Annotated in this window: 17 protein-coding genes, 1 tRNA gene and 3 pseudogenes; 7 read left to right on the top strand and 14 right to left on the bottom strand. The window is 63.7% G+C overall.

Annotated elements, in window-relative coordinates; genetic code table 11:
- Window positions 1-117 precede the first annotated feature (117 nt).
- The 8 genes from ybaK to mobB form a co-directional block, all read right to left on the bottom strand.
- Window positions 118-591, bottom strand: a complete 474-nt coding sequence (gene ybaK / locus ACQ86E_RS20930) for a Cys-tRNA(Pro) deacylase (RefSeq protein WP_431201597.1) — start codon at window positions 589-591, stop codon at window positions 118-120.
- 110 nt (window positions 592-701) lie between these two features.
- Complete coding sequence (fdhF, locus tag ACQ86E_RS20925) at window positions 702-3,470, bottom strand: formate dehydrogenase subunit alpha (RefSeq protein ID WP_431201596.1); 2,769 nt, start codon at window positions 3,468-3,470, stop codon at window positions 702-704.
- Window positions 3,467-5,176, bottom strand: coding sequence for an NADH-ubiquinone oxidoreductase-F iron-sulfur binding region domain-containing protein (locus ACQ86E_RS20920; protein WP_431201595.1), 1,710 nt, complete (start codon window positions 5,174-5,176; stop codon window positions 3,467-3,469). The genes fdhF and ACQ86E_RS20920 overlap by 4 nt, the downstream gene beginning before the upstream one ends.
- Window positions 5,177-5,418: 242 nt before the next feature.
- Window positions 5,419-5,694, bottom strand: coding sequence for a hypothetical protein (locus tag ACQ86E_RS20915; protein ID WP_431201594.1), 276 nt, complete (start codon window positions 5,692-5,694; stop codon window positions 5,419-5,421).
- A gap of 92 nt (window positions 5,695-5,786) precedes the next feature.
- Complete coding sequence (locus ACQ86E_RS20910) at window positions 5,787-7,442, bottom strand: OFA family MFS transporter (protein WP_431201593.1); 1,656 nt, start codon at window positions 7,440-7,442, stop codon at window positions 5,787-5,789.
- A gap of 315 nt (window positions 7,443-7,757) precedes the next feature.
- Complete coding sequence (locus ACQ86E_RS20905; RefSeq protein WP_431201592.1) at window positions 7,758-8,021, bottom strand: sulfurtransferase TusA family protein; 264 nt, start codon at window positions 8,019-8,021, stop codon at window positions 7,758-7,760.
- Between the two features lie 46 nt (window positions 8,022-8,067).
- Window positions 8,068-9,324 (bottom strand): molybdopterin molybdotransferase MoeA, encoded by a 1,257-nt coding sequence (locus ACQ86E_RS20900; RefSeq protein ID WP_431201591.1) that lies wholly within the window; start codon window positions 9,322-9,324, stop codon window positions 8,068-8,070.
- Window positions 9,325-9,333: 9 nt separating this feature from the next.
- Window positions 9,334-9,861: a molybdopterin-guanine dinucleotide biosynthesis protein B gene (gene mobB, locus ACQ86E_RS20895; protein WP_431201590.1), complete on the bottom strand. Its 528-nt coding sequence runs from the start codon at window positions 9,859-9,861 to the stop codon at window positions 9,334-9,336.
- A gap of 203 nt (window positions 9,862-10,064) precedes the next feature.
- Here mobB and fdhD point away from each other — a divergent pair, with 203 nt between their 5' ends.
- Together fdhD and mobA are read left to right on the top strand one after the other, a co-directional pair.
- A complete protein-coding gene (gene fdhD / locus ACQ86E_RS20890; protein WP_431201589.1) occupies window positions 10,065-10,955 on the top strand; it encodes a formate dehydrogenase accessory sulfurtransferase FdhD in 891 nt (296 codons plus the stop codon).
- A gap of 16 nt (window positions 10,956-10,971) precedes the next feature.
- Window positions 10,972-11,595, top strand: coding sequence for a molybdenum cofactor guanylyltransferase MobA (gene mobA / locus ACQ86E_RS20885; RefSeq protein WP_431201588.1), 624 nt, complete (start codon window positions 10,972-10,974; stop codon window positions 11,593-11,595).
- Here mobA and ACQ86E_RS20880 read toward each other — a convergent pair.
- The 4 genes and pseudogenes from ACQ86E_RS20880 to ACQ86E_RS20865 all read right to left on the bottom strand — a co-directional run bounded on the left by ACQ86E_RS20880 (window position 11,589) and on the right by ACQ86E_RS20865 (window position 16,033).
- Complete coding sequence (locus ACQ86E_RS20880; RefSeq protein ID WP_431201587.1) at window positions 11,589-11,909, bottom strand: hypothetical protein; 321 nt, start codon at window positions 11,907-11,909, stop codon at window positions 11,589-11,591. The genes mobA and ACQ86E_RS20880 overlap by 7 nt on opposite strands.
- Window positions 11,910-12,078: 169 nt before the next feature.
- Window positions 12,079-14,026 (bottom strand): annotated as a pseudogene (locus ACQ86E_RS20875) (molybdopterin biosynthesis protein).
- Window positions 14,027-14,039: 13 nt separating this feature from the next.
- Window positions 14,040-15,145 (bottom strand): annotated as a pseudogene (locus ACQ86E_RS20870) (molybdopterin-binding protein).
- Window positions 15,146-15,199: 54 nt separating this feature from the next.
- A complete protein-coding gene (locus ACQ86E_RS20865; protein ID WP_431201586.1) occupies window positions 15,200-16,033 on the bottom strand; it encodes a substrate-binding domain-containing protein in 834 nt (277 codons plus the stop codon).
- Window positions 16,034-16,424: 391 nt separating this feature from the next.
- Between ACQ86E_RS20865 and ACQ86E_RS20860 the strand changes: the two are divergent.
- Window positions 16,425-17,320, top strand: a pseudogene (locus ACQ86E_RS20860) (substrate-binding domain-containing protein).
- Window positions 17,321-17,424: 104 nt separating this feature from the next.
- Window positions 17,425-18,654 carry an ABC transporter substrate-binding protein gene (locus ACQ86E_RS20855; RefSeq protein WP_431201585.1) on the top strand — a complete coding sequence of 410 codons (1,230 nt, stop codon included), beginning with the start codon at window positions 17,425-17,427 and terminating at the stop codon, window positions 18,652-18,654.
- Between the two features lie 170 nt (window positions 18,655-18,824).
- Here ACQ86E_RS20855 and ACQ86E_RS20850 read toward each other — a convergent pair whose 3' ends face one another.
- Entirely contained in the window at window positions 18,825-19,802 is a 978-nt protein-coding gene (locus tag ACQ86E_RS20850; protein ID WP_431201584.1) for a TAXI family TRAP transporter solute-binding subunit, read from the bottom strand.
- A 107-nt stretch (window positions 19,803-19,909) separates the two neighbouring features.
- Between ACQ86E_RS20850 and ACQ86E_RS20845 the strand changes: the two genes are divergently transcribed.
- Window positions 19,910-20,887, top strand: a complete 978-nt coding sequence (locus tag ACQ86E_RS20845; RefSeq protein ID WP_431201583.1) for a Bug family tripartite tricarboxylate transporter substrate binding protein — start codon at window positions 19,910-19,912, stop codon at window positions 20,885-20,887.
- 344 nt (window positions 20,888-21,231) lie between these two features.
- Window positions 21,232-21,307, top strand: a tRNA-Ile gene (locus tag ACQ86E_RS20840).
- Here the strand turns inward: ACQ86E_RS20840 and ACQ86E_RS20835 are convergent.
- A complete protein-coding gene (locus ACQ86E_RS20835) occupies window positions 21,264-23,081 on the bottom strand; it encodes a recombinase family protein (protein WP_431206523.1) in 1,818 nt (605 codons plus the stop codon). The two genes, ACQ86E_RS20840 and ACQ86E_RS20835, sit on opposite strands and share 44 nt — an antisense overlap.
- A 362-nt stretch (window positions 23,082-23,443) precedes the next feature.
- Between ACQ86E_RS20835 and ACQ86E_RS20830 the strand changes: the two genes are divergently transcribed.
- Entirely contained in the window at window positions 23,444-24,295 is an 852-nt protein-coding gene (locus tag ACQ86E_RS20830) for a hypothetical protein (protein ID WP_431201582.1), read from the top strand.
- Window positions 24,296-24,472 lie beyond the last annotated feature (177 nt).

Here is a 24,472-nt window from a genome sequence, read left to right as displayed (position 1 = left end):
GAGCGACGGACGCACCGCGCTTGCCGATCTGAGTGACTTGGCTAGGAAATCAGCCGATCGTCAGACCGGGCACCGAGAGCGCGATCGAGACAATCGCAACCTCACCATCAAGCTTCTTCAGGCGAGCACATCCGCCACGACCGCTTTCAGGACATCCCGCACGTCGGTGGGCTTGAGCCGCACCTGCAAGCCGCGCTGGCCACCGTTGAGAAAGACCCGGTCATGCGCGAGCGCGCTCTGCTCGATCACCGTGCGCACAAGCTTGCGCTGCCCGAACGGGCTGATGCCGCCAACCTTGTAGCCGGTGACGCGCTCGGCTTCGGGCGGCTTCATCATCTGTGCGGACTTCCCGCCGGAGGCAGCGGCGAGCTTCTTCATCGAGACTTCCTGGTCCGACGGAACGACGACGCAGACCGGCTTGCCGTCCACCAGCGCCATCAGCGTCTTCAGAACGCGCGCCGGGTCCTCGCCGAGCGCGGCTGCCGCCTGGAGCCCGATGCTCTCGGCATCAGGGTCGTAGTCGTATGTTTGGACGGAGAACGCAACTCCGGCCGCTTCGAGCGCGCGCGTGGCGGGGGTGACCTTGGACATATGTCACATCTATCACCGTCATTGCGAGGAGCGAAGCGACGAAGCAATCCAGAATCCCACCGAGGAAACAGTCTGGATTGCTTCGCTTCGCTCGCAATGACGACGGAGTGCTACTCCGCCGCGTCCCGCATCTCCGCGCGCTCGGCCCTTGCCGCGCAGAACTTGAATTCCGGGATTTTGCCGAATGGATCGAGCGCCGGGTTCGTGAGCAGGTTCGCCGCCGCCTCCGCGTAGCAGAACGGCATGAACACCATATTCTCCGGCACGTCGCGGTCGGAGCGGACCTTGACCTCCACCGCGCCGCGGCGGGTCTCGAGCCGGATGAAATCGCCGGGCGCGAGCTTCTTCCTGTGCATGTCCTTCGGCGACATGAAGGCGACCGCCTCGGGCTCGATCTGGTCGAGCACCTGGGCACGGCGCGTCATCGAGCCGGTGTGCCAATGCTCCAGCACGCGACCGGTCGACAGCACCATCGGATATTCAGCGTCGGGGATCTCGTCCGGCGGGATGACGTGAGCCGGCACGATCTTGCCGCGGCCGCTGGCGGTCGGGAAGCCCGTGGTGAAGATGATCTCGTTGCCGGGCACGTCGGGACCGTCGACGGGATAGGTGACCGCGCCCTCGCGGACCAGCCGCTCCCAGGTGATGTTCTTCAGCGACGGCATCAGCTCCGCCATCTCGGTGAAGACCTCACCGGGGCCGGCATAATTCCACGGCAGCCCCATGCGCTTGCCGATCTCCTGGATGATCCAGAGATCCTGGCGCGCATCGCCCGGCGGCTTGACGACCTGACGCGCCAGTTGCACGCGGCGATCGGTGTTGGTGAACGAGCCTTCCTTCTCCGCGAAGGCCGAGGCCGGCAAAATGACATCGGCGTGGAACGCTGTCTCGGTGACGAAGAGATCCTGCACAACGAGATGATCGAGCATGGCGAGCGCCTGGCGCGCATGCTGGAGATCGGGGTCGGACATCGCGGGGTTCTCGCCCTCGATATACATGCCCTTGATCTCGCCGGCGTGGATCGCGTTCATGATCTCGACCACGGTCAGGCCCCGAACGGGATCGAGATCCTGGTCCCACATCTTTTCAAACGCCCCGCGCAAATCGTCGCGGCTGACCGGCTGATAGTCCGGCAGGAACATCGGGATCAAGCCGGCGTCGGAGGCGCCTTGCACGTTGTTCTGGCCGCGCAGCGGATGCAGGCCGGTGCCGGGACGGCCGACCTGGCCGGTGATCAGCGCCAGCGCAATGAGGCAGCGCGCATTGTCGGTACCGTGGACATGCTGGCTGATGCCCATGCCCCAGAAGATGATCGACGACTTTGCGCGCGCATAGATCCGCGCGACCTCGCGCAGGGTCTGCGCCGGGATGCCGCAGATCGCCTCCATCTTCTCCGGCGTGAACTCCTTGATCTTCTCCTTGAGGTCCTCGAACCCTTCGGTGTAGCCGGCGATGTACTGATCGTCGGTCAGGCCTTCGGTGATGATCGTGTTGATCATCGCGTTCAGCATGGCGACGTCGGAGCCGGGCTTGAACTGCAGATGCTTGGTTGCGTGCCGCGACAGCGTCTGCCGGCGCGGATCCATCACGAACAGTTTTGCACCGTTCTGCTTGACGGCGTTCTTGATGAAGGTCGCGGCGACGGGATGGTTCACGGTCGGGTTGGCGCCGATCACGATGATGACCTCGGCGTCCATCGCGGCAGCGAACGGCGCCGACACCGCGCCCGAGCTCAGCCCCTCGAACAGCGCCGCCACGGAGGAGGCGTGACACAGCCGGGTGCAGTGGTCGACATTGTTGGAGCCGAAGCCGGTCCGCACCAGCTTCTGGAACAGATAGGCCTCTTCATTGGAGCCCTTGGCCGAACCGAAGCCGGCCAGCGCCTTCACGCCCTTCTCGTCGCGGATCTTGACCAGACCCTTTGCGGCGATGTCCAGCGCTTCTTCCCAGCTCGCTTCGCGGAAATGCGTGAAAGGGTTAGCCGGATCGACCTGGTCGTTGGAATCCTTCTTCGCATTCGGCAGCCGCACCAGCGGCTTGGTCAGCCGATGCGGATGGTGGATGTAGTCGAAGCCGAAGCGGCCCTTGACGCAGAGACGATTGTGATTGGCCGGACCGTCCCGGCCCTCGGCATAGATCACCTTTTCGTCCTTGACCTCGTAGGTGACCTGGCAGCCGACGCCGCAGAACGGGCAGAGCGAGTCGACCTTCCGGTCGGCATAGGTGACACGCGTTTGCTTCTCGTCGAGCATCACGGCCGGCATCAACGCGCCGGTCGGGCAGGCCTGCACGCATTCACCGCAGGCGACGCAGGTGGACTCGCCCATGGGATCGTCGAAGTCGAACACGATCTTCGAGCCGTGGTTGCGATAGGCCATGCCGATGACGTCGTTGACCTGAACCTCGCGGCAGGCGCGCACGCAGAGGCCGCACTGGATGCAGGCATCGAGATTGACGCGCATCGCCGGATGGCTGGCGTCGGTCGCCCAGCGCTCGGCGGCGGGGAAACGGCTCTCAGTGACGCCAGTCGTCTCGGCCCAATGCCAGAATTTCGAGTCGGGATCGTGCGAGGTCTCGCGCGCCGGCTGGTCGGCGACGAGCAGCTCCATCACCATCTTTTGCGCGGACACGGCGCGCGCGCTCTCGGTTTTCACCTTCATGCCGACCGACGGCGTGCGCTTGCACGACGCCGCCAGCACGCGCTCACCCTCGATCTCGACCATGCAGGCGCGGCAATTGCCGTCGGGGCGATAATCGGGCGCGGGCGAATAGCACAGATGCGGAATTTCCCGGCCCTGACGTTTGGCGACCTGCCAGATCGTCTCGCCGGGATTGGCTTCGACCTGCTTGCCGTCGAGTTCGAACGTAACCTTGGTCATTCGGCCGCTTCCTTGAACTCGTCAGGGAAATATTTGATCACGGTGGCCAGCGGATTCGATGCCGCCTGACCGAGCCCGCAGATCGAGGCGTCGCGCATCGCCTGGCTCAATTCTTCCAGAAGCGCGCGGTTCCAGACCGGCTTCTGCATCAGCAGCGCCGCCTTCTGGGTTCCGACGCGGCACGGCGTGCACTGACCGCAACTCTCGTCCTCGAAGAACTTCATCAGGTTCAGCGCCGCCGCGCGCACGCTGTCCTTCTGCGACAGGATCACGATCGCCGCGGAACCGATGAAGCAGCCGTATTTTTCCAGCGTACCGAAATCGAGCGGGATGTCGTCCATCGACGCCGGCAGGATGCCCCCCGACGCGCCGCCCGGAAGATACGCGTAGAACTGATGGCCGTCGGCCATGCCGTCGCAATATTCGTCGATCAGCTCGCGTACCGTGATGCCGGCGGGAGCCAGCTTCATGCCGGGATTTTTCACGCGGCCAGACACGGAGAAGCTGCGCAGTCCGTGGCGCTCATGGCGACCGTGGCTGTTCCACCAGTCGGCACCCTTCTCGACGATGTCGCGCACCCACCACAGCGTCTCGATGTTGTTGATCAGCGTCGGCAGACCGAACAAGCCGGACTGGAACGGATAAGGCGGCTTGTGCCGGGGCAGGCCGCGCTTGCCCTCGATGCTCTCGAGCAGCGAGGATTCCTCGCCGCAGATATAGGCGCCGGCGCCGCGACGCATGTGCAGCGTCGGTCCGCCCGCCGGCAACTTTGCGATCTCGCGTTCGAGGATCGCGCGTGCCGCCGGATATTCGTCGCGGATGTAGATGTAGACGTCGGACGCCTCCACGATATGCGCGCCGATCAGCGTGCCTTCGAGAAAACGGTGCGGGTCGCTGTTGAGGTAGAGGCGGTCCTTGAAGGTGCCCGGCTCGCCCTCGTCGCCGTTGACCGCCATAAGCCGCGGACCGGGTTCGCCAAGCACCGCTCGCCATTTGCGCCCCGTCGGAAAGCCTGCGCCGCCGAGACCGCGCAGGCTGGAATCCTCGAGAAGCTTGAGGATCTCGTCCCGGGTGATCTGCCCCGAGCGCAGCCGCGCAAGTAGCTTGTATCCGCCGTCCTTCACATAGGCGTCGTAGTCGACATAAGCAGGAAGATGCGCGTGGACGTCGCCGCGCCCTGCCGTAGCCAGCACTTCGGCGGCAGTCGCCTGATGCACGAAATGGTGGCCGACTTCCGCGACCGGCGCGGCATCGCACAGTCCGACACAGGGCGCGCGCACCACGCGAATGCCGGGACCGGCGCTGCTCTGCAGATCCTGCAGCAGTTGCTCGCCGCCCAGCATCGCACAGGTGAGGGAATCGCAGACGCGGATCGTCAGGGGCGGGATGCTTGGCTCGCCTTCCTTCACCACATCGAAATGCGCGTAGAAGGTCGCAGTCTCGAACACCTCGGCGAAAGCGAGCTTCATCTCGTCGGCGAGCGCAGCGAGATGCGCGGCCGAGATCTGGTGATACTTGTCCTGGATCAGGTGCAGATATTCGATCAGCAGGTCGCGCCGCCGCGGTTTGTCGCCGAGTAGCTGCGCGATCTCGTGGGCCGCGGTCGGGTCGACCTGCCGCCCCTTGGGCGTGGCCTTGGCGCGTCGGCGCCCTTCGCCCGGATGTTCGAATTCCCTGACCTTGTGAACGTCGTCGTTGCTGCTCATGGAAACGTCGCGTTCTCCTCAAAACCGATGAAGTCCAGCGGAACCGCCCTCATCTTCCGGGGCGCACTTCCAAGCCTGATCATGGGGAACCGCATTGCCTCTGTCCCTCAGATCAACTCTCGATCGACGCGACTCTAGTCTCTGGTATGCCAGATGCAAGAAAATTTAGAACGTCTCTATGGCGATTTAGGGCAGGGAGCCGAACCACCTGCCCTTTCACGCAAAAACAAATGGAACCGATCTCAGGTCTTGTTCATGCAGTCTTCGATGTAGAACCAGCGGTCGTCGCCAGCGAGGCCCTTGGATTTCACGTCGGCGCGGCAGGCTTTCAGCTTCGGCTTGTTGGCCGACCATTTCGCTTTCATGTCCTTCAGCTTCTGCATCGTGAGCTTCATCTTGCCCGGCTTGGCTTCGGTCGTCGCGGCAGGTGCCGCCGGAGTCGTCGCTGTTTGCGCGGAGACAGCATGAAGGCCAGCCACGAGCAGCACGGCAGCAAGACAAATTCGTGTGCGAACCATGAGATCCCCCTCGATCCATTCTTGGTTTATTTTGAAGGACGAACGCCGCGGGACGTCGGTTATTAACATCCCGCGGCACTTGTGGACTTGGGTCAGAATATCTTGAGCGCACTCTCCCCAGTCTTCCAGATGCCCCACAGCAACGGAATGCCGACAAACGCCCAGAACAACGCCGCCTTGGCGTCAAGCCCGCCGAATCCGATGCCGTAGGAGCCGTGCGGCCCCGACGCGGCTGCACTGGCGCTCGCCGCCTGCAGCTTGGCGACATCGGCGTCCTTCATGTGCCACTTCGGATCGACCGGCTTGATCAAGTAGTTGCAGATCAGGCCCGCGATCAGCATCGCGCACAGGATGTACATGGTGGTGTTGTAAAGCTGGTCGCGCGGCACGCCGGCCGCGAGCTGGAACTCGCGGATGTAGTTCACCACGACGGGGCCGATGATGCCCGCGGTGGCCCACGCCGTCAGCAGCCTTCCGTGGATGGCGCCGACGAACTGCGTCCCGAACATATCGGCAAGATAGGCCGGCACGGTCGCGAAGCCGCCGCCATACATCGACAGGATGATGCCAAAGCCGAGCACGAACAGCAGCTTCGAGCCCATCGCCGCAAAGGTCGGCGCCAAGGCGTAGAGCACAATGCCGAGGATGAAGAAGGTGTAGTAGGTGTTCTTGCGCCCGATCTTGTCCGACAGCGAGGCCCAGACGAAGCGGCCGCCGATGTTGAACAGCGAAAGCAATCCGGCGAAGCCTGCGGCAATTCCCGCGATCTGCGCCTTCTGCCCGGCATCGAGCGCGTTGAAGCCCACGTCAGGCAGGCCGATCAGCTTGCCTGCGAAGATCTCTTGCAGCATCGGCGAGGCCATGCCGATCACACCGATTCCCGCCGACACGTTCAGGCAGAGCACCCACCAGATCAGCCAGAACTGCGGCGTCTTGTGCGCGTCGTTGAGATGGACGTTGTTCTTTGAGATCATCGCATTGGCCTTGACCGGCGGTGTCCAGCCCTCGGGCTGCCAGCCGGCCGGCGGAATGCGATAGCGGAACGCGCCGATCATCATGAACACGAAGTAGATGACGCCCATCGCGACGAATGTCTCCCAGACTCCGACGGAGGTCGGGGTCTTGAAGTAGTTCATCAGCAGGTTCGCCAGTGGCGCGCCGATCATGGCGCCGCCACCGAAGCCCATGATGGCCATGCCGGTCGCCATGCCGCGGCGGTCCGGAAACCACTTCACCAGCGTCGACACCGGCGAGATGTAGCCAAGGCCAAGACCGATACCGCCGATCACGCCGGAGCCGAGCCACATCAGCCAGAGTTGATGCGTGTAGATGCCGACCGCGCCGAGAAAGAGTCCGCCGCACCAGCACAGTGCCGAGACGAAGCCAGCCTTGCGCGGTCCGACGCGTTCGAGCCAGCCTCCCCAGATCGCAGCCGAGACCCCGAGCAGCACGAAGAACAGCGTGTACATCCAGCCCATGCTCGCGACTTTCCAATCGCAGCTGGTCGTGAACAGCTCCTGGAATAGCGTCATGTCTGCGCACGCCTTCGGCGCGGTCAGACCGACCGCGCGCGACAGCGGCAGCCAGAACACCGAAAAGCCATAGGCCATGCCGATGCAGAGATGGATACACAACGCCGCCGGCGGCACCAGCCAGCGATTGAAGCCGGCGGTCGCGATGGTCCGTTCGCGATCAAGGAAACCTGCGCCAGCACCCGAAAGTGCTCCAGCGCTCTCAATTGTAGCCATGCATTCCTCCCCTGCAGCCGCCCTTCTGAGCAGCCTGCCACGACTATCCTGGTCCTCAGCCCTTGCAGCGCAGCCGTTGTCCCTGCTGCTCCGCACAGTCACCCGACGCACGCCAGGACACCACGCGCGTTCGAAACGTTAACCCCTCGATCGGGGCTCTATGCCCGATACGACGCGCAGGCTTCATGCGTGGCCCGTTGTTCCGCGTAACGCAGACAAGACTCAAACTCCGCGCCTGCACGGAGAAAGTCAATCTGGGCAGAAGCTGTGTTCGATGTCGATAGACAAAAGGTCGGTATCAGCAAGGTAACGCGTTCACGGACGCAGCGCACCATTGGCTCGCTCTATCGAGTCATTCGCTTTTTCTATCAAGAACACGATGCGCGCGTCGTTGCGCTCGGTGATCTCCACCGTATCGCCCGTCTCCAGGATCAGGTTCGGAATGTCGATCACCGACAAGGGATCCGTGCAGTGCACTTCGAGCTGGTCGCCGGGCTGCAATGGTTTCAGCGCCTTGCGCGTCTTCAAGGCCGGAAGCGGGCACTTGAGCCCGGTGAGATCAAGCGTTGTCCTGGTCATGGGCGCAACATGGCGGGCTGGGTCGACGGCGTCAACGCAGGGGGCTTCAGAGCAGGTCCGCATAGGACAAGAAACCTACACTCTGTCCGGGCTCGACGCGCGTGATGTCCTCGCCGAGCTCGACAAGGCCATCAGTCTCGATCAGCGATGACAACAGCCCGGCCCCTTCGCGCGGGAACTTGACCGCCTCCAGGGCGCCGTCCTCACCACGTCGCAAGGTGGCGCGAACATATTCGCGGCGGCCAATCTTCTTGCCGTAGGCGAAGGCCGCGCGGATCGGGATCGGCAACAGCGGCTCGGGCAGACCACCCGCAAGCGCCAGCACGGTCGGTCGCACCACGTGGACGAAGGTCACAAAGCTGGCGACGGGATTGCCGGGCAGGCCGATCAGCGGCGTGCCGTCGATGATGCCCATCGCCACCGGGCGGCCGGGCTTGATCGCCATCCGCCACAGCACCAGCGATCCGATGCTCTCCACCGCCGCCTTGACGTGGTCCTCCTCGCCGGTCGAGACGCCGCCGGAGGTGAGGATCAGGTCATGACTGCCGGCAACCTGCTTCAAGCCGTCCGCAAGCGAGGCCCGCTCGTCACGCAAAATGCCGAGATCGCTCACCTCGCAGCCGAGCCGGCGCAGCATCGCCATCAGCATGAAGCGGTTGGAATCGTAGAGCTGGGACGGCGCGCGCGGCTCGCCGGGCGACGCCAGTTCGTCGCCGGTCGAGAACACCGCAACGCGGGTGCGCCTGACGACGTCGAGCCTGGTCAGGCCGAACGCCGCCGTGAGCGCAACATGCTGCGGCAGCAAGCGCTGGCCCGCGCGCAGCGCCACGTGACCTTCCGGAATGTCCTCGCCGGCAGGACGGACATTGGCACCCCGCTTCAGCCCCGCCGGCAGGACGATGTTGCCGGCGTCGTCGATGCGGACATCCTCCTGCATGAAGACGGTTTCGGCTTCCGGGGGCATCGGCGCGCCCGTGAAGATGCGCGCGGTGTGACCGGCCTTGATCGGCGCTTGCGCAGAGCCGCCGGCCTGGATGCGACCGTCGAGCGGGAGCGCCCGCTCCTCCTGTTGCGGAAGGTCCGCGTCGCGCACGGCATAGCCGTCGACAGCGGAGTTGGTGAAGGGCGGCAGCGGCAGCGGCGCCGCGATATCGCGCGCCAGCACGCGTCCGTCGGCATCGACCAGCGCCACGGTCTCGATATCGGCGATCGCATTGACGCGCGCCGTGATGAGGCCAACGGCCTCGTCGACCGACATCATCGGTCCGCCGAAGGCAAAGCAATCGTCCGACAGTTGCGCCATGGTGCCTCGTCAGCGCGTTGCGGCGCTTTTCGCGACCGCTTCCTCGGCCGGCATGGCCGCGCGCAGCAGCAATGCCGCAGCAGCCTCGATGTCATCGAGATGGACCGTCGGCAGCCGCGTTTCAATGGCGGTGTCGGTCGCGATTCCGACAATCCCGGGATCGTCGGGAAACAGCAGCGGCTTGTCGTTGCCAGCGCGATGCACCTCGATCTTGCGATGCGGCTCGCGCTTGAAACCTTCGACCACGACGAGATCGACGGCGGACAGCTTGCTCAGGAGTTCCGGCAGCCGCGGCTCCGCAGCTCCGCGCAATTCGTGCATCAGCGCCCAGCGGTTTGACGAAGCGACCAGCACCTCGGCAGCTCCCGCCTCGCGATGGCGCCAGGAATCCTTGCCGGGCACGTCGACGTCGAACTGGTGATGCGCATGCTTGATGACGGAGACGCGCAAGCCCTGCGCCTTGAAATGCGGGATCAGCCGCGTCAACAACGTGGTCTTGCCCGCACCGCTCCAGCCCGCAAGGCCGATGACTTTCATGACCGTTCGTTCTCCGCCAACGGCTCGCCGGCCGATGGAACCGCTACCCCCGTCATTCCGAGCGCAGCGAAGCAATCCAGACAGCCAGCGCAGATATAATTCTGGATTGCTTCGCGGCGCTCGCAATGACGAACCGAGGCGTTTCACTCATTCCCGCCATGCTTATATCGGCTTGAACCGAATGTCATGCTAACGTCGCGGCCATGATGAAGATCGACAAAGCCCCGGTGCCCCTGATCCTCCCGAATCCTGGCGACCCGCGCTTGACCCAGAGCGTGACCGGGACCGATCAGTCCGGCGCCAGGGTCGAGATCAAGGTGCCGATGGAGCGCCCGCTGACGCTTTACCTGAACGCCCAGGAGATCGTCACCATGATGACGATCGGCGACTATCCCGAATATCTAGCGCTCGGCTATCTGCTGAACCAGAATATGCTGAAATATAACGACGCGGTCACCGAGGTCGAATACGACGACGATCTCCAGGTGGTCGTGGTGCGCACCGAGCACCACACCAATTTCGAAGCCAAGCTGAAGAAGCGCACGCAGACCTCGGGCTGCGCTCAGGGCACCGCGTTCGGCGACCTGTTAGAGGCGGTCGAGAGCGTCGCGTTGCCGAAGGCCGAGCTGCGCACCTCCTGGCTCTACCAGATGACACAGACCATCAACACCATGCCGTCGCTCTATCTGGAGGCCGGCGCGATCCATGGCTGCGTACTGTGCAAGGAGGGCGAGCCGCTCTGCTACACCGAGGATGTCGGCCGCCACAACGCCGTCGACAAGATCGCGGGCTGGATGTACCGCCACGGCGTCGATCCGTCCGACAAAATTCTCTACACGACAGGGCGACTCACCTCAGAGATGGTGATCAAGACGGTACGCATGGGCATTCCGATCCTGGTGTCGCGCTCCGGCTTCACCGCCTGGGGCGTCGATCTGGCGCGGCAGGTCGGCCTGACATTGGTCGGTCGCGCGCGCGGCAAGCGCTTCATCGCGCTCGCGGGCGAAGAACGCATCGTCTACGACCAGAACCTCGCTTATGTCGAGGAGGAGTCGGCGAAACACAAGCGCAAGGGTGAAGGTGGTGACGACTAGCATTCCGGCAACGAGCATGCCGTCAACTCTTGGCGTGCTGCTCGCCGGCGGCCTCGCGCGCCGCATGGGCGGCGGCGACAAGCCAATGCGCACCATTGGCGGCCGCACCATTCTGGAGCGCGTGATCGCGCGCCTTTCGCCCCAGTGCAGCGGAATGATCCTCAACGCCAACGGTGATCCCGCGCGCTTCGCCGCGTTCGGCTTGCAAGTCATCGCCGACGACGTTCCCGGCTTTCCCGGCCCGCTCGCCGGCATCCTCGCCGCGCTCGACTGGACCGCGGCAAACCGGCCGGAGATCGAATGGGTGCTCAGTGCGGCCGGCGACTGCCCTTTCCTGCCGCGCGATCTCGTTGCGCGCCTGCATGAAGCACGGGAACGAGAGAACGCGCAGCTTGCGGTCGCCGCATCCGGCGACCAGACGCATCCGGTGATCGGGCTGTGGCGCGTCGCCTTGCGCAATGAGCTGCGCCACGCGCTGGTGGTCGAGGACATCCGCAAGATCGACCGCTGGACTGCACGCTACCCGCTCGCGACCGTGACATGGCCGACCGAGCCGCTCGATCCGTTCTTCAATGCCAACACGGTCGAGGATATCGCCGAGGCTGAAAGGCTAGCGGCGCTGGATGCCGCTTCTCAATGAAGCTGCGCTCTTGGAAATTCGCCTAAGAGCTGCGCCCAAATAATCGCGAAGGCGATGAGGCCACAGAGGCCGAAGACGATGGTGAATCGCGGCAGCCGCCCGATCGAGACGAGTAGCCACGCCGGCAGGAAAAATAACGCGAAGATCATTCCGAGCGGGAAAACCGCGAGCCATTGAAACCCGCTGCCGTCGCCCTGTGGGACATGAGCGATGAAATAGAAAGTGTAGAGCCAGAACAACGTGCCGGTGGCCGCCACGAAGGCGGCGATTCTTCGAAAATTCATGGAATTCAAAGTGGGCGTGGGGCTTCTCATGCTCCTTTGTCGCAATGGCCACTGCGTCAGTTCATTGACTGACCGCTGGTTTGAACCGGGTCAGGGGTCGGCGGCGACCATAGGGAACGGGACACCGCACCCCCGCGCGGCGGGCGCTCGCCGAAGCACGTGAACGCAGCCGAGAGACAGCCGCTCCGTCCGCAAGCGGCTAGGCCGGACGAAATCCGGCATGTTCCAGTGCCGTACGGGCCTCCTCCGAACGCAGCGCATCGAGGAAAGATTGCACCGCCGGCCGCTGCTTGCGTGCCGTCACAAGCGCGAAATCATAATGCTCTTCCGCGAACGGAATGAAACAGAGGCCGACCGCATCGGCGACCGGCGCAATGGTCATGCCCCAGTCGGCGCGGTGTTGCGCGACGGCCGCGGCCACCGCGTTGTGCGAACGCGGCTGGTTCCAGTAGCCCTCCGGGCGCGCACCGCCGAGCAGCCGGTCGATCAGGATGCGCGTGCCGGCGCCTTGGTTGCGGTTGACCATGATGCAGGCGGGATCCGCGAGCGCGCCGGCGACCGCTTCCTTCGCGCCAAGCCCCTCAAAACGCATGTCGCCTTTGCGGAAGACGATGCCCTGCATCCGCCGCCAGCCCGGGACGAGCTCGATACCGTCGACGAGGTAAGGCGTGTTGTAGGTCTCGCTCTTGTCGTCGAACAGATGGATCGGCGCGAGGTCGCATTCGCCGCGCTTGGCCGCCGCAAGTCCGCCGAGGCTGCCGACCGCGATCGAACGCACGGAGAGGCCCGCACGCGCGAGCTGTGCAGTCACCAGATCAAGGCCAGTGCAGTGGCTGCCGACGATGACGAGATCGGGGACCCGCACATGCGGCGTGAACAGCGTCACCTCGGCTGCGGTCCCAGCCGGCATCTGGTCGGCCAGCGCATCGATGCGCAGAAAGCCGTCGGCCTGCGCAAAGGACGTGATCGCGCCGGACCCTTTGCCGGTGGGATAGGCGATCAGGCCGTCCTTGCCCTCAACCAGCGAGACCATGACGAACTCGGTGCGGCCTAGCTCGGAAGAAATGCGCACCGGCACTGTCACGTTCACCCTGGCATCGGAGCGCGGCGGCAGTCCGGCCATCCTGCGCAGCACCGGCACGATCATGTCGTGGAAGGTGAACATCGCCGAGGTCGGAAAGCCCGGCAGGATCACCACCGGCTTGCCGTTGCACACGGCAAGGCATAGCGGCTTGCCCGGCTTGAGCGCAACGCCATGCGCGATGATGCCGGGTTGGCCGAGCCGGCCGATGATGCGATGGGACAGGTCGCCGGCGCCTTTCGAGGTGCCGCCCGACAGCACCAGCATGTCGGCGTCCGACAATGCACGCCGCATGGCGGCTTCGAGCTTTGCTTCATCGTCGGGAATGGCGCCGAGGAAGATCGCGTCGCCGCCGTTCTCGTCGATGGCCGCTGCGACGATCGCACCGTTGGTGTCGTAGATGGCGGCAGGCGCGAGCGCCTGACCCGGCTGAACCAATTCGTCGCCGGTGGAGATCACCGCAACCCGCGGCTTGCGCGCAACAATCACCTCGGCAATACCGCAGGCCGCCAGCATGCCGATCTCGCGCGAGCCGATGATCGTGCCGGCGCGGAGCAGCGCCTCGCCGCGCGCGATGTCGGAGCCTGCATAGGAGACGAACTGCCCGGGAGACGGGGCGCGACGGACGTCGATCGCATCCGGGCCGGCCGGCTGGGTGTGCTCGACCATGACCACGACATCCGCGCCGCGCGGCAAGGGCCGCCGGTGGCGATCGGCGTCGCGGTTCCTGCCGCGACTTGCAACGTTGGGGCGACGCCGCAGTGGATGGTCTCACCGTTCACTGCGAGACGCACCGGCGTGCCTTCGCCAGCCGCCGCAAGGTCGGCCGAGCGGACGGCAAAACCATCGACATTGGAACGGTCGAACGGGGGACGTCGAGCGGCGCTGTGATGTCTTCGGCGAGCGCCGCGCCGAGTGCATCAGCCAGCTTGCGCGCTTCGCGGGGGATCGCGCGCGGGAACAGCGCAGTTTCAAAACGCGCCAGCGCCTCCTCGCGCGAGAGGATCTTGAGGAACTGCTCCTGCTCCAGCCTGCTGCTGTCTGGCGTTTGCGGGATCATCGTCATGCCGGAACCCATATCATTCCGGCATGAGATAAGCATCGACCGGCGCGCCCGCCGCAAACCCCTCGTGGCTGGCGGGAATGAGCAGCCATGCATCCGCACGGGCGATCGCCTGAAGCGACCATTCGCCGACCGCAAGCGGCAGCCATGCCTGATGTTCCCTGACCAGCAGAGCGATTTCGGCGATGCCGACACTGGATGCGATTTTTCGCGCGAGCGGCAGGATCATTTGCCGGCGCGGGCGCCGTGCCGACAGACGATCGACGAGGGGAAGCACGAGCACAAACCAGGCCGCGAGCGCATGATCCGGCGAGCCGGGCAAGGCGATGACGGGAACTCTTCCGACCCGCGCCACAGCGGCGGTGCGTCCTGGCAGGAGCGCAAGGCCGTGGGCGAGCACAGCGCCGTGCTGAGCCAGCGCGGCGACAGCATGGTCCCGGCGGCCGACGCCGCTGCCGCCGATCGTCACGACGAGATCGCAGGCGGAATCGCCGAACGCCTCTGCGATCGATGCCACGTCGCGCGCGGCGGCTTCGCGCATCTGCACTTCCAGCCCTGCAGCGCGCGCGGTCTCCGCGATCAGATGCATGGTCGCCGTCGCCCCCGGCACGTTGATGATGCGCAGCCGGGGACGCCGCACGCCGAGCTTTTCGACACTAGCCACACGGGCCAGCAGCAGAGCTGCCGGACCGACCGGATGCCCCTCTGCCGCAGCAGACGCCCGTTCTCCGATATCGCTGCGGGCGCGCTTGACGCCCTGCCCCGGCCCGCCCTCCGCCAGCACCTGCATCAGCGGCCCCGATGCATCCACTGCGTCGGCATCTAGGACACAATCACATCCGGCCGGCATGGCGTCGCCAGCCTCGACCCATGCCGGAGGCTCCGTCAGCGCCACCGGCGAATAGGCAGAGGCGCCGACGAGATCGGTGGCGCGCAATGCCCAGCCGTCGGCGGCAGCAATGTCACGAGGCGGACAGGCCTCCATCAGTGGCGCGCCCGCAGCAATGCAGCCGGCAGCCTCGGCCAGCGAGAGCTCCACCGGTGCGACCGGTTCAACGTCTCGCAGCAACGCGGCGAGTGCGGCGTCGAGCGGCGCGAGCGAGGGGGCAGACGCTGGGTCATGCGCCAAGATGGATCATGCATCGCGCGGTTTGGCAACCGCGGGGGACGCCGGTTTCAACCGCCCGACTTGCCCGCATTGGGGAAGAACAATTGCTGTCCGTCGACCTTGTATCCGGCGATCGCCATCTGTCCCTCCGGCGAGGTCAGCCAGTCGACGAAAATCTGCCCCAGCTCCTTCTTCACGTTCGCAAATTTTTCCGGGTTCACCAGCATCACGCCGTATTGGTTGAGCAGCCGCTTGTCGCCTTCGACGACAATGTCGAGATCGCCGCGCTCCCTGAAGGTGATCCAGCTGCCGCGGTCGGACAGCACATAGGCGTTCGCCTTGCGCGCCGCCTCGAGCGCGGCGGGCATGCCCTCCTTGGCGTCGCGATACCAGGCGCCCTTGGCGGCGGCGATGTCGATGCCGGCGACGATCCAGAGCGCGAGCTCCGCAGCATGGGTGCCCGAGCGATCGCCGCGCGTCACGAACGGCGCATCCTTGGCCTCGATCGTCTTCAGCGCGGTCGCGATGTCCTTGCCCTTGACGCCGACAGGATCGCTCTTTGGTCCGATCAGCACATAGTCGTTGTACATCACGTCGAGACGTTTCACGCCGAAACCCTCGGCGACGAATTTCTCCTCCTGCGGCCGCGCGTGCGTCAGCACGACATCGGCTTCACCCTTGCGCGCCCCGTCAAACACCTCGTCGGCGCGCCGCGCGATCACCTTCACATCGATGCCGGTCTTGTCCCGGAAGATCGGCAGGAGATAATCGAGCAAACCGGATTCCTGCGTCGACGTGGTCGATGCCAGGACGATCGCGCGGTCCTGCGCGGACGACGCAACAGCGCCGGCGGCGAGGCCGCAGAGAATCGCCAATGCAACGGTCAGGCGGCGTACAGCCATGATCGGGTTCCCCTGAATCTGATGCGATCATGACGATCGATTGCGCCGCACTCGTGACGCGTTGCCCACCGGCAGCGCGATGGAAGCAACAAGAGATAGAGTGGGAACAGAACCACCACCAATCGCGGGCTTCGCGAGGCGTCGCACGCATCGTGTCGAGTGCCGGACTCGGGAAAGTTCGGCAACGCATCGGCGCTGATGTCGATCGCGATCGCAAGGCTCGCACCATTGGATCGTCGCAGATTGTAAACCCAATGCGAAATCGCAGGTCAGCATGTGTTGCAAAGCAGCGAGATGATCGGGCATGGTCCGCGCGGACTGAAATGAAACTGCAGAATTCCACCTGCGACGAACGTCCAAAAAGAAGCAAGAATTTGCATAGGAATGCAGGATGGAATTCCTGACGACGAGTGAAGCGGCTGACTATCTCCGGTTGGGCGAACGCAAGCTCTACGAACTCGTGACGACCGGTGCGATCCCTTGCACCAAGGTGACCGGCAAGTGGCTGTTTCCAAGGCACGAACTCGACCTCTGGGTGCTGTCGGGCCTGGCGCGTCCGGCCGGCATGCTGGCCGCGGAGCCGCCGCCGGTCGTCGGCGGCAGCCAGGACGAGTTGCTGGACTGGAGCCTGCGCGAGATCCGGCTCGGGGCTGGGATCGATGAGCGAAGGCAGCGCGCGCGGAGCTCGAGCGCCTGCAGCGCAACGAGGTGATGGCCGTCGCGATCCACTTCCACAGCCTCGATGCCGAGGGCAATCTCGCCTCCGACGCCAGTGCGACAGCGCTGCGTGACGCGCCGGACCTGCATGACGCGGTGCTGGTCGCGTTCGTGCGCCGCGAGCAGGGTCTGGTGTTGCCGCCGGGCAATCCGAAACGGCTGCGCGGCCTCGCCGACGTGCTCTCACTCGGCGCACGGATGGCGATGCGGCAGCAGGGCACGGGGGCGCAGATGCTGCTCGACGTGCTCTTGAAGCGCGCCGGCGCCTCGACGCGCGATCTGCGCCGGATCGAGACGCCGGCCCTGACCGGGCCCGATCTCGCCGAGATCGTCCGCGCCGGACAGGCCGATTGCGGCGTCGCCACGCGCGCGGCGGCGCGCTCGGCCGGGCTCGATTTCGTGCCGCTGGTCTGGGAGAATCTGGACCTTGCGATGCGGCAGCGCAGCTATTTCCGCCCGCCGATGCAGGCCTTGATCCGGTTCCTTAGCGAAAGACGGCTGCGGCAGCGCGCCGAGGAGCTGACCGGCTACGATCCCTCGCCCGCGGGGCAGATCCGCTTCGCGGCCTGACATTGACGCCCACCCCTCAATAGTTGCAAAAGAAACCAATTCAGCCGGGCCGTACCCGGGGACAAGCAACTTCGGCCAACGAGCCGGATCAGGGGAGGACAAGCGTGAACCCAACGAGATTTGGACTGCCGGTCGCGGCCGGCTTTGCCGCGACGATCCTGGCGGCATCGCTGCTGCCGGATGCCGCGATGGCGCAGGTTTCCGACGACGTCGTCAAGATCGGCGTGCTCACCGACATGAACGGTCCCGCCTCCGCGCCGACCGGCCAGGGTTCGGTGACGGCGGCGCAGATGGCAATCGACGATTTCGGCGGCACCGTGCTCGGCAAGCCGATCAGCATCGTGGTCGGCGACCACCAGCTCAAGGCCGACATCGGCGCCTCGCTGGCGCGGCGCTGGTACGACGTCGAGCAGGTCGATCTGATCGTCGACGTGCCGGTCTCGGCGGTCGGGCTCGCGGTGCAGAACATCGCCAACGAGAAGAAGCGGCTGTTCATCACCCACTCCACCGGCACCGCGGATTTCCACGGCAAGTTCTGCTCGCCCTACGCCATGCAGTGGGTGTTCGACACCCGCGCGCTTGCGGTCGGGACTGCGGACGCGGTCGTCAAGCGCGGCGGCGACAGCTGGTTCTTCATCACCGACGACTACGCCTTCGGCCACTCGCTCGAACGCGACGCCTCGACCGTCATCACCGCCAATGGCGGCAAGGTGCTGGGCTCGGTGAAGCCGCCGCTGGCGACACCCGACTTGTCCTCCTTCGTCCTGCAGGCGCAGGCCTCCAAGGCCAAGATCATCGGCATTGCCGCCGGTCCCCCCAACAACATGAACGAGATCAAGACCGGCTCGGAGTTCGGCGTGTTCAAGGGCGGCCAGCAGATGGCGGCGCTGCTGGCGCTGATCACCGACATCCACGGCCTCGGATTGCAGGCAGCCCAGGGCCTGTTGCTGACGACGTCGTTCTACTGGGACATGGACGACAAGACCCGCGCCTGGTCGAAGCGCTATTTCGCCAAGCTGAACAAGATGCCGTCGATGTGGCAGGCCGGCGTCTACTCCAGCGTGATGCACTATCTCAACGCCATCAAGGAGGCCGGCACCGACGATCCGCTCAAGGTCGCGGCCAAGATGCGCGAGAAGCCGGTCGAGGATTTCTTCGCCCGCAACGGCAAGCTTCGCGAGGACAATCTGATGGTGCACGATCTCTGGCTGGTACAGGTGAAGACGCCGGAGGAGAGCAAATATCCGTGGGACTATTACAAGATCCTCGCCACCATCTCGGGCGACAAGGCGTTCGGGCCGCCGGACCCGGCCTGCGCGATGGTGAAGAAGTGAGGCCGCGCTCACAGTGGACCCTCTCCCCTTTGCGGGAGAGGGTGGATTTGCGAAGCGAAGCCGGGTGAGGGGTTCTATCCTCACGAGCGGCATTACGCGTGGAAAGAACCCCTCATCCGGCGCTTCGCGCCACCTTCTCCCGCAAGGGGAGAAGGGACGCAGCAAGCCAACTACTTCACCACGCCGATCTCGCGGAAATATTTCAGCACGCCGGGATGGATCAGCTCCGGCCTCGGCGCCGCCGCGACGGTGTTCGACGCGGTGGTCTCGCAGGCCTGAGCGAGCTGCTTGCAGAAGCTGGCCTCGACGCCGTGCAGCGTCTTCGCGAGGCGATAGGCGACGTCGTCGGGCAGATCCTCGCGGGTCAGCACAAAACTCCAAGAGCCGAGCGAGGCGATCGGTTCGGACTGTTTGGGATAGGAGCCGGCCGGAACGAGCAGCGGTTTGAGGAACGCGTGCTTGGCGCGAATGCGCGCGATCTCCTCGGCATCAGGCGCGATGAAGCGCGCGCCTGACGCGCTCGAGGCGACGGCCTTGAAGCCGGGCCAGCCGATGCCGGCGCCCCAGAGGGCTGCGACGCGGCCGTCCTCGACCATCGCGGGGCCATCGCCGGCGCGGTCGAGATAGACAGCCTTGAAGTCCTCATCCTGCTTGAGGCCGAGACCGTCCAGCACATAGCGCGCCAGGATCGGCAGGCCCGAGCCTTTGGCGCCGAACGCGACGGGCTGGCCGACGAGATCGCGAATGGTCCGGTAGGGACTGTCGGCCCGCACCACGAACATGCCGGGGTTGGAATAGATCGCCGTGAGGATCTTCAGCGCTACCTTCGCGCGGCCGATGCCGGCGAAGGCCTCGTAGGCCGGCTCGCCCGCGACCAGCGCGAGATCGAGCTCGCCCTTCTCCAGCAGGGGAATGTTCTCGTTGCTGCCCTTGGTGTTGCGCGGGGCGATGGTCAGCGACGGATCGGCCGCGTTCATCGTCTGCGCGAAGGCGTTGCCATAGAGCGGAAAGCCGCCGCCGGGCGTTGCGGTGCCCAAGCTGAGCGTAACGCTGAGTGTCGTGGCCGAAATGGCGTTGCCTCCGGTTTGAGCAGCAGCGGGGCTCGCAAGGAGTGCCGCGGCGAGAAGGACGATCGAAGCGAATCTCATGATGAGTCCCGGCGGAGCTGCGTCAACACCGACTTGCGGCGATGTAGGCAGCGGCCCGATTTTGTGAAAGCATGCGCCCCAACGACAATAGAACAATGGGAGGCTTCATGTTGCGAATTTTGCGGCGCGCTGTTTTCGGGCTGGTTCTGCTTTCAACGCTTTTCGGCGCCGCGCCTCGCGCCTCCGCCGCCGGCTATCCCGACCGCCCCGTGCACTGGCTGATCGGCTTCGCCGCCGGCGGCCCGGTCGACATCGTGGCGCGGATCATGGCGCAGTGGCTGTCGGACAAACTCGGCCAGCAGTTCATCGTCGAGAACCGCACCGGCTCCGGCGGCAACATCGCCGCGGCCGCGGCGATCAATTCGCCGCCGGACGGCTACACGCTGCTGTTCGTCGCGCCCAACAACGCGATCTCGACCTCGCTCTACAAGAAGCTGCCGTTCGACTTCCTGCGCGACACCGCGCCGGTCGCGAGCATCATGCAGCTCACCAACATGCTGGTCGTCTCCAACGCGGTGCCGGCGAAGACGGTTGCCGAGTTCATCGACTACTGCAAGGCCAATCCCGGCAAGATCTCGTATGCCTCGTCCGGCAACGGCACCTCGGTGCACATGTCGGCCGAGCTGTTCAAGGCGATGACCAAGTGCGACATGGTGCACGTGCCCTATCGCGGCTCGGCGATCGCCTTCCCCGACATCATCTCCAACAAGGTGCAGCTGATCTTCGACAATTTGCCTAGCGCGCTGGAGCAGGCCAAGGGTGGCAATGTGCGCGCGCTCGGCGTCACCTCGCCGAAGCGCTGGCCGATCGTGCCCGACGTGCCCGCGATCGCCGAGACCGTGCCGGGCTTCGAATCGGTCGGCTTCTACGGCATCTCCGCGCCGAAGGGCACGCCGCCCGAGGTGATCGAGGTCCTCAACAAGGCCGTCAACGAGGCGCTGATGGACCCGAAGCTGGTGGCGCGCCTGGCCGAGACCGGCGGCATCCCCAAGCCGATGACGCCGGCCGAGTTCGGCAAGCTGGTCGAGAGCGAGACCGCGAAGTGGAAGAAGGTCGTGGAGTTCGCCGGGGTGTCGGTGGACTGAGACCGTCGCCGCCGCGCGCCTGCAGCTCACCAGCGAGACATCGGAGGGGATCAAACGACCCCCTCCGATCAAAACGCAAAAACAACCCCATGCACAGTAGACGAGACCAATGATTACAAGGAGTTAGCGACAAAGGCGCGCCGCCCCGGCAAAAATCGGTTGACCCGTCGGGCAAAACAGGAGCATAAGGGCATTATCGGAGATTTCGGGTATTCGAAAATTTCCAGCGACGCTGCTCCGGAGGCTTCCGTCCACCCGCCCCAGCATTGCACCCCCGCCTCCATCCCTGTAAACGAACCGCGCACCGTTGCCGGCCGCGCGTTCCCGCGAGCCGCCCCGCGGCGGGGCCTGTAGCTCAATGGTTAGAGCCGGCCGCTCATAACGGTCTGGTTGCAGGTTCGAGTCCTGCCGGGCCCACCATCTTGCCCTGCATTATGGGAAGTCTACCCTTTCGGGCAGAACCCGTTCTGCTTGGGGTTGATGTTTTTATGGAATGCAGGTCGAGGTGGCTGCGCACTCCCGCAACCATCTTGCCCTGCAATGATGGTACAGATGAAAAAAGAGGTTCCGAGACCTCAGGCAGGCCGGCGATAAGCCGGATGTGTCTGAGTGATTGTTCTTCCTCCTCTCTGAATTGTGTTTTGCCCGAAGCGATCTTCGCAATACCTGCGAGGTCGCCATATAGATTGATTAGCAACCCATCTCCATCCTCATCAGGCGTTAGGACGATTTTGTCGATCAAGCTACGGACGAGATCGACTGCCTCTTGGCCGAACTTCTCGTCTCGAAGTGCTTTGGTCAGCGCCGTGATTTCTTCGCGGTAGCGCTGCGCCATGTTGGGATGGAGTAATACAGGCGTTTCCTTTTGAACGCTCAAAAGTTTCGTGAGTTCTTGTTCTCTCGCATGTATGGCGTTTGACTCGTCTTTCATGCCAGGCGTGTCATACCCATCCATAACCGCTTTGATAATTCGCTTCTGTCGTCCCTGAAGCTTAGCCAGCTCCGCCTTGTAGCTTGCCAGCGACGAGTTCTGCGCTATGCGCAGGCGGTTAAGGTGAGCGGCGTACTCTTTGCAGAATACGTCGAGAAGTGCCGGATCCATCAGGCGTTCTTTCAGAAGAGCGAGCACCGTATTTTCAAGCTCATCCTGCCGAACTCCGCGCCGGTTAGTGCAAACCGCATCACCTTTGTTGCGCACTGCCGAGCAACCGTAATGCGTTTTAGAAATCTTCGCCATGCCGCTGCCGCAGCAGCCGCATTTGAGCAAGTAAGAAAATATGTAGCGGGGACGCTGCTGCTTCCAGAACGGCTTATGCACCTTGCGAGATGCCTGTTGGCGCATCTTGACGCGATCCCAGAGTTCCTGCGGGACGATCCGCAACTCGGGTACTTCCGCACGAACGTGCTGAGACTCAGGGTTGATGCGCGCAGTATGACGTCCCGTGTCCGGTGACTTCGGATAGCTGACCTTATTCCAAACGCGCAGCCCCACATACATTTCGTTGTTGAGAATACCGGTGCCGCGCTGCCAGTTCCCATAGATCGTGGTTGCCGCCCACTTGCTGGCAGTTGGTGCTGGTACGCCTTCCTTATTTAGTTTGGAGGCAATCGCCTTCGGCGATTTTCCGGCAACGTATTCTTCAAAAATTCGCACGACAATCTTCGCCTCGGCGGCGTTGATCACTCGCTCGCCACGGATAAGTTCTCCGCGCGAGTCGATGTTCCGTACAACGTCATATCCATAGCAATTGCCGCCGCCACTTCTTCCGCTCTCAACGCGTCCACGAAGGCCGCGTTTCACTTTGATCTTGAGATCGTCCAGGAAGACCGCATTCATTGTCCCCTTGAAGCCGACATGGAGGCTACTGATTTCACCCTCTTGGATAGTGACGATCTTGATGCCCAGAAAGCGAAGACGTTTGAATAAGCCCGCCGTATCTTCCGGATCGCGAGAAATTCGATCGAGGCCTTCCGCGATTACGACATCAAATGCGCCGTTACGCGCATCCTGCATCAGTTGGTTGATGCCGGGCCTTTGCAAGATGGTGAAGCCGGAGATAGCGGGGTCGGTGTAGACCTTTACGAGACCGAACCCTTCGCGCTCGGCAAACTCTTTGCAAGACCGTATCTGATCTTCCGTTGAGAGAGGATTTTGCAGATCGCCCGAATGGCGACCGTAGGCGGCAGCACGCATCATTGCTCTTCCTTTTGCTTATCGTTGGCGCGTGCTTGCCGTTGCGAATACGAATCATAGTCGCGTTCAGCTGCCTTACGAGCGAGTAACTGAACGAGAGCCACAAGGCGGGTATCGAAACCCGACTCCAGTCCCGGCATTAGCGAGTGCGCTTGATGCCCTCGATTCTCGGGGGTGCTGGGCTCTTCGGTCAACGTCTTCCTTCCTTTCGTCCTCCGCTCAATCCGGAACATAACAAGAACAATCTTGCATGAAGGCGGAAACGAAGCGCAAGTTTTTTAGGAATTTTTTCCTCAGTACCTCTTCAGCTGAACATATGGAAAATTGGATGGGTGAATCGACGGGTGGCAATGGGGGACGCCATGGGCTTTCGATGGGAGCGGGGAACAGCCCGAGACAAAATTGCGCTCTATGAGATCGTGCGTTCGCTTTTGAAGAAGAAGAACTGGGAGTGGAAAACGCTCTGGAAGGAGATGAAATTCGAAGTCGGTATGGAGTACGAGCGCAATTTCCGGCGCGGCGAAATTTCAACGTCACGCGCGGTTCAAATTTTTAAATGGGTACAAGACAACTACCCCGAAACGGCGGCGCATCTTGAAAGCATATTGGAAGACGCGCTTGCGTCACTGGATCCCAACAATCCATGGGAACGTTTGATCGAAGAGCGCGGCGAATTCTCTAACCTGGAGCTCTCAGAGGTCGCACTGCCTCGGTATGTGTACGACGGTCCCCGCTCAAAAATTACCGAGGAGCGTAGCAGCTCTACACCCATCCAACGAACCGTGAAGCTTTACCAACGCTTCTCATTTCGGGTGGAGAGCCCGTTCGATGGCCAAGTCCTCGGGTTTCAACGGACGGGAGGTGTCTGGTGGCCCATACCCTTGGGCCGCACTCTCCATAAGAAGTGGCCATCGATCAGTGCTGGAAAGTCTTGGTGGCCGTACGATCCCGATGACGAAGACCGTTCGGCCCCCCAGTTCCTGTTAAGGGCCTCGGAGGAGCCAGGACTTCATATGATCGTTTTTCCAATACTCCGCGACGCTAGCGATATTAGAATTAACGCGAGCAACGAAAACCGCGTGCCGCCTGACGTTCTCGACCGATTGGCCGCGAAGCTCTCACCGCTTCCCCCTGACGCCTGCCGGATTTTTCGAATGAACGTAATGGTACGTGATCTGGACGAGCCTGAAGAACGAAAGCCCGTACCGGGCTAAGGTCCGCAAGATGTGTGCGGTATTACCGCACAATCTTGGCAAGGGGCCCGCTGCGCGCCCCGTTGCATCCCTCCGGCCAATGACGCGGTCACGAGGCATCGAGCCTCCCCGCGTCACCAGACCGTATCGCCGGTCTATCACTCGCCAGACCTGGAGCTTTCCCGCTCCACCGGCACC

The organism is Bradyrhizobium betae (genome assembly GCF_050632175.1).
In the GTDB taxonomy this organism is placed as follows: Bacteria; Pseudomonadota; Alphaproteobacteria; order Rhizobiales; family Xanthobacteraceae; genus Bradyrhizobium; species Bradyrhizobium betae_B.
Note: the sequence above shows the minus strand (reverse complement) of the source record. Positions and strands in the feature narration are given on the sequence as shown.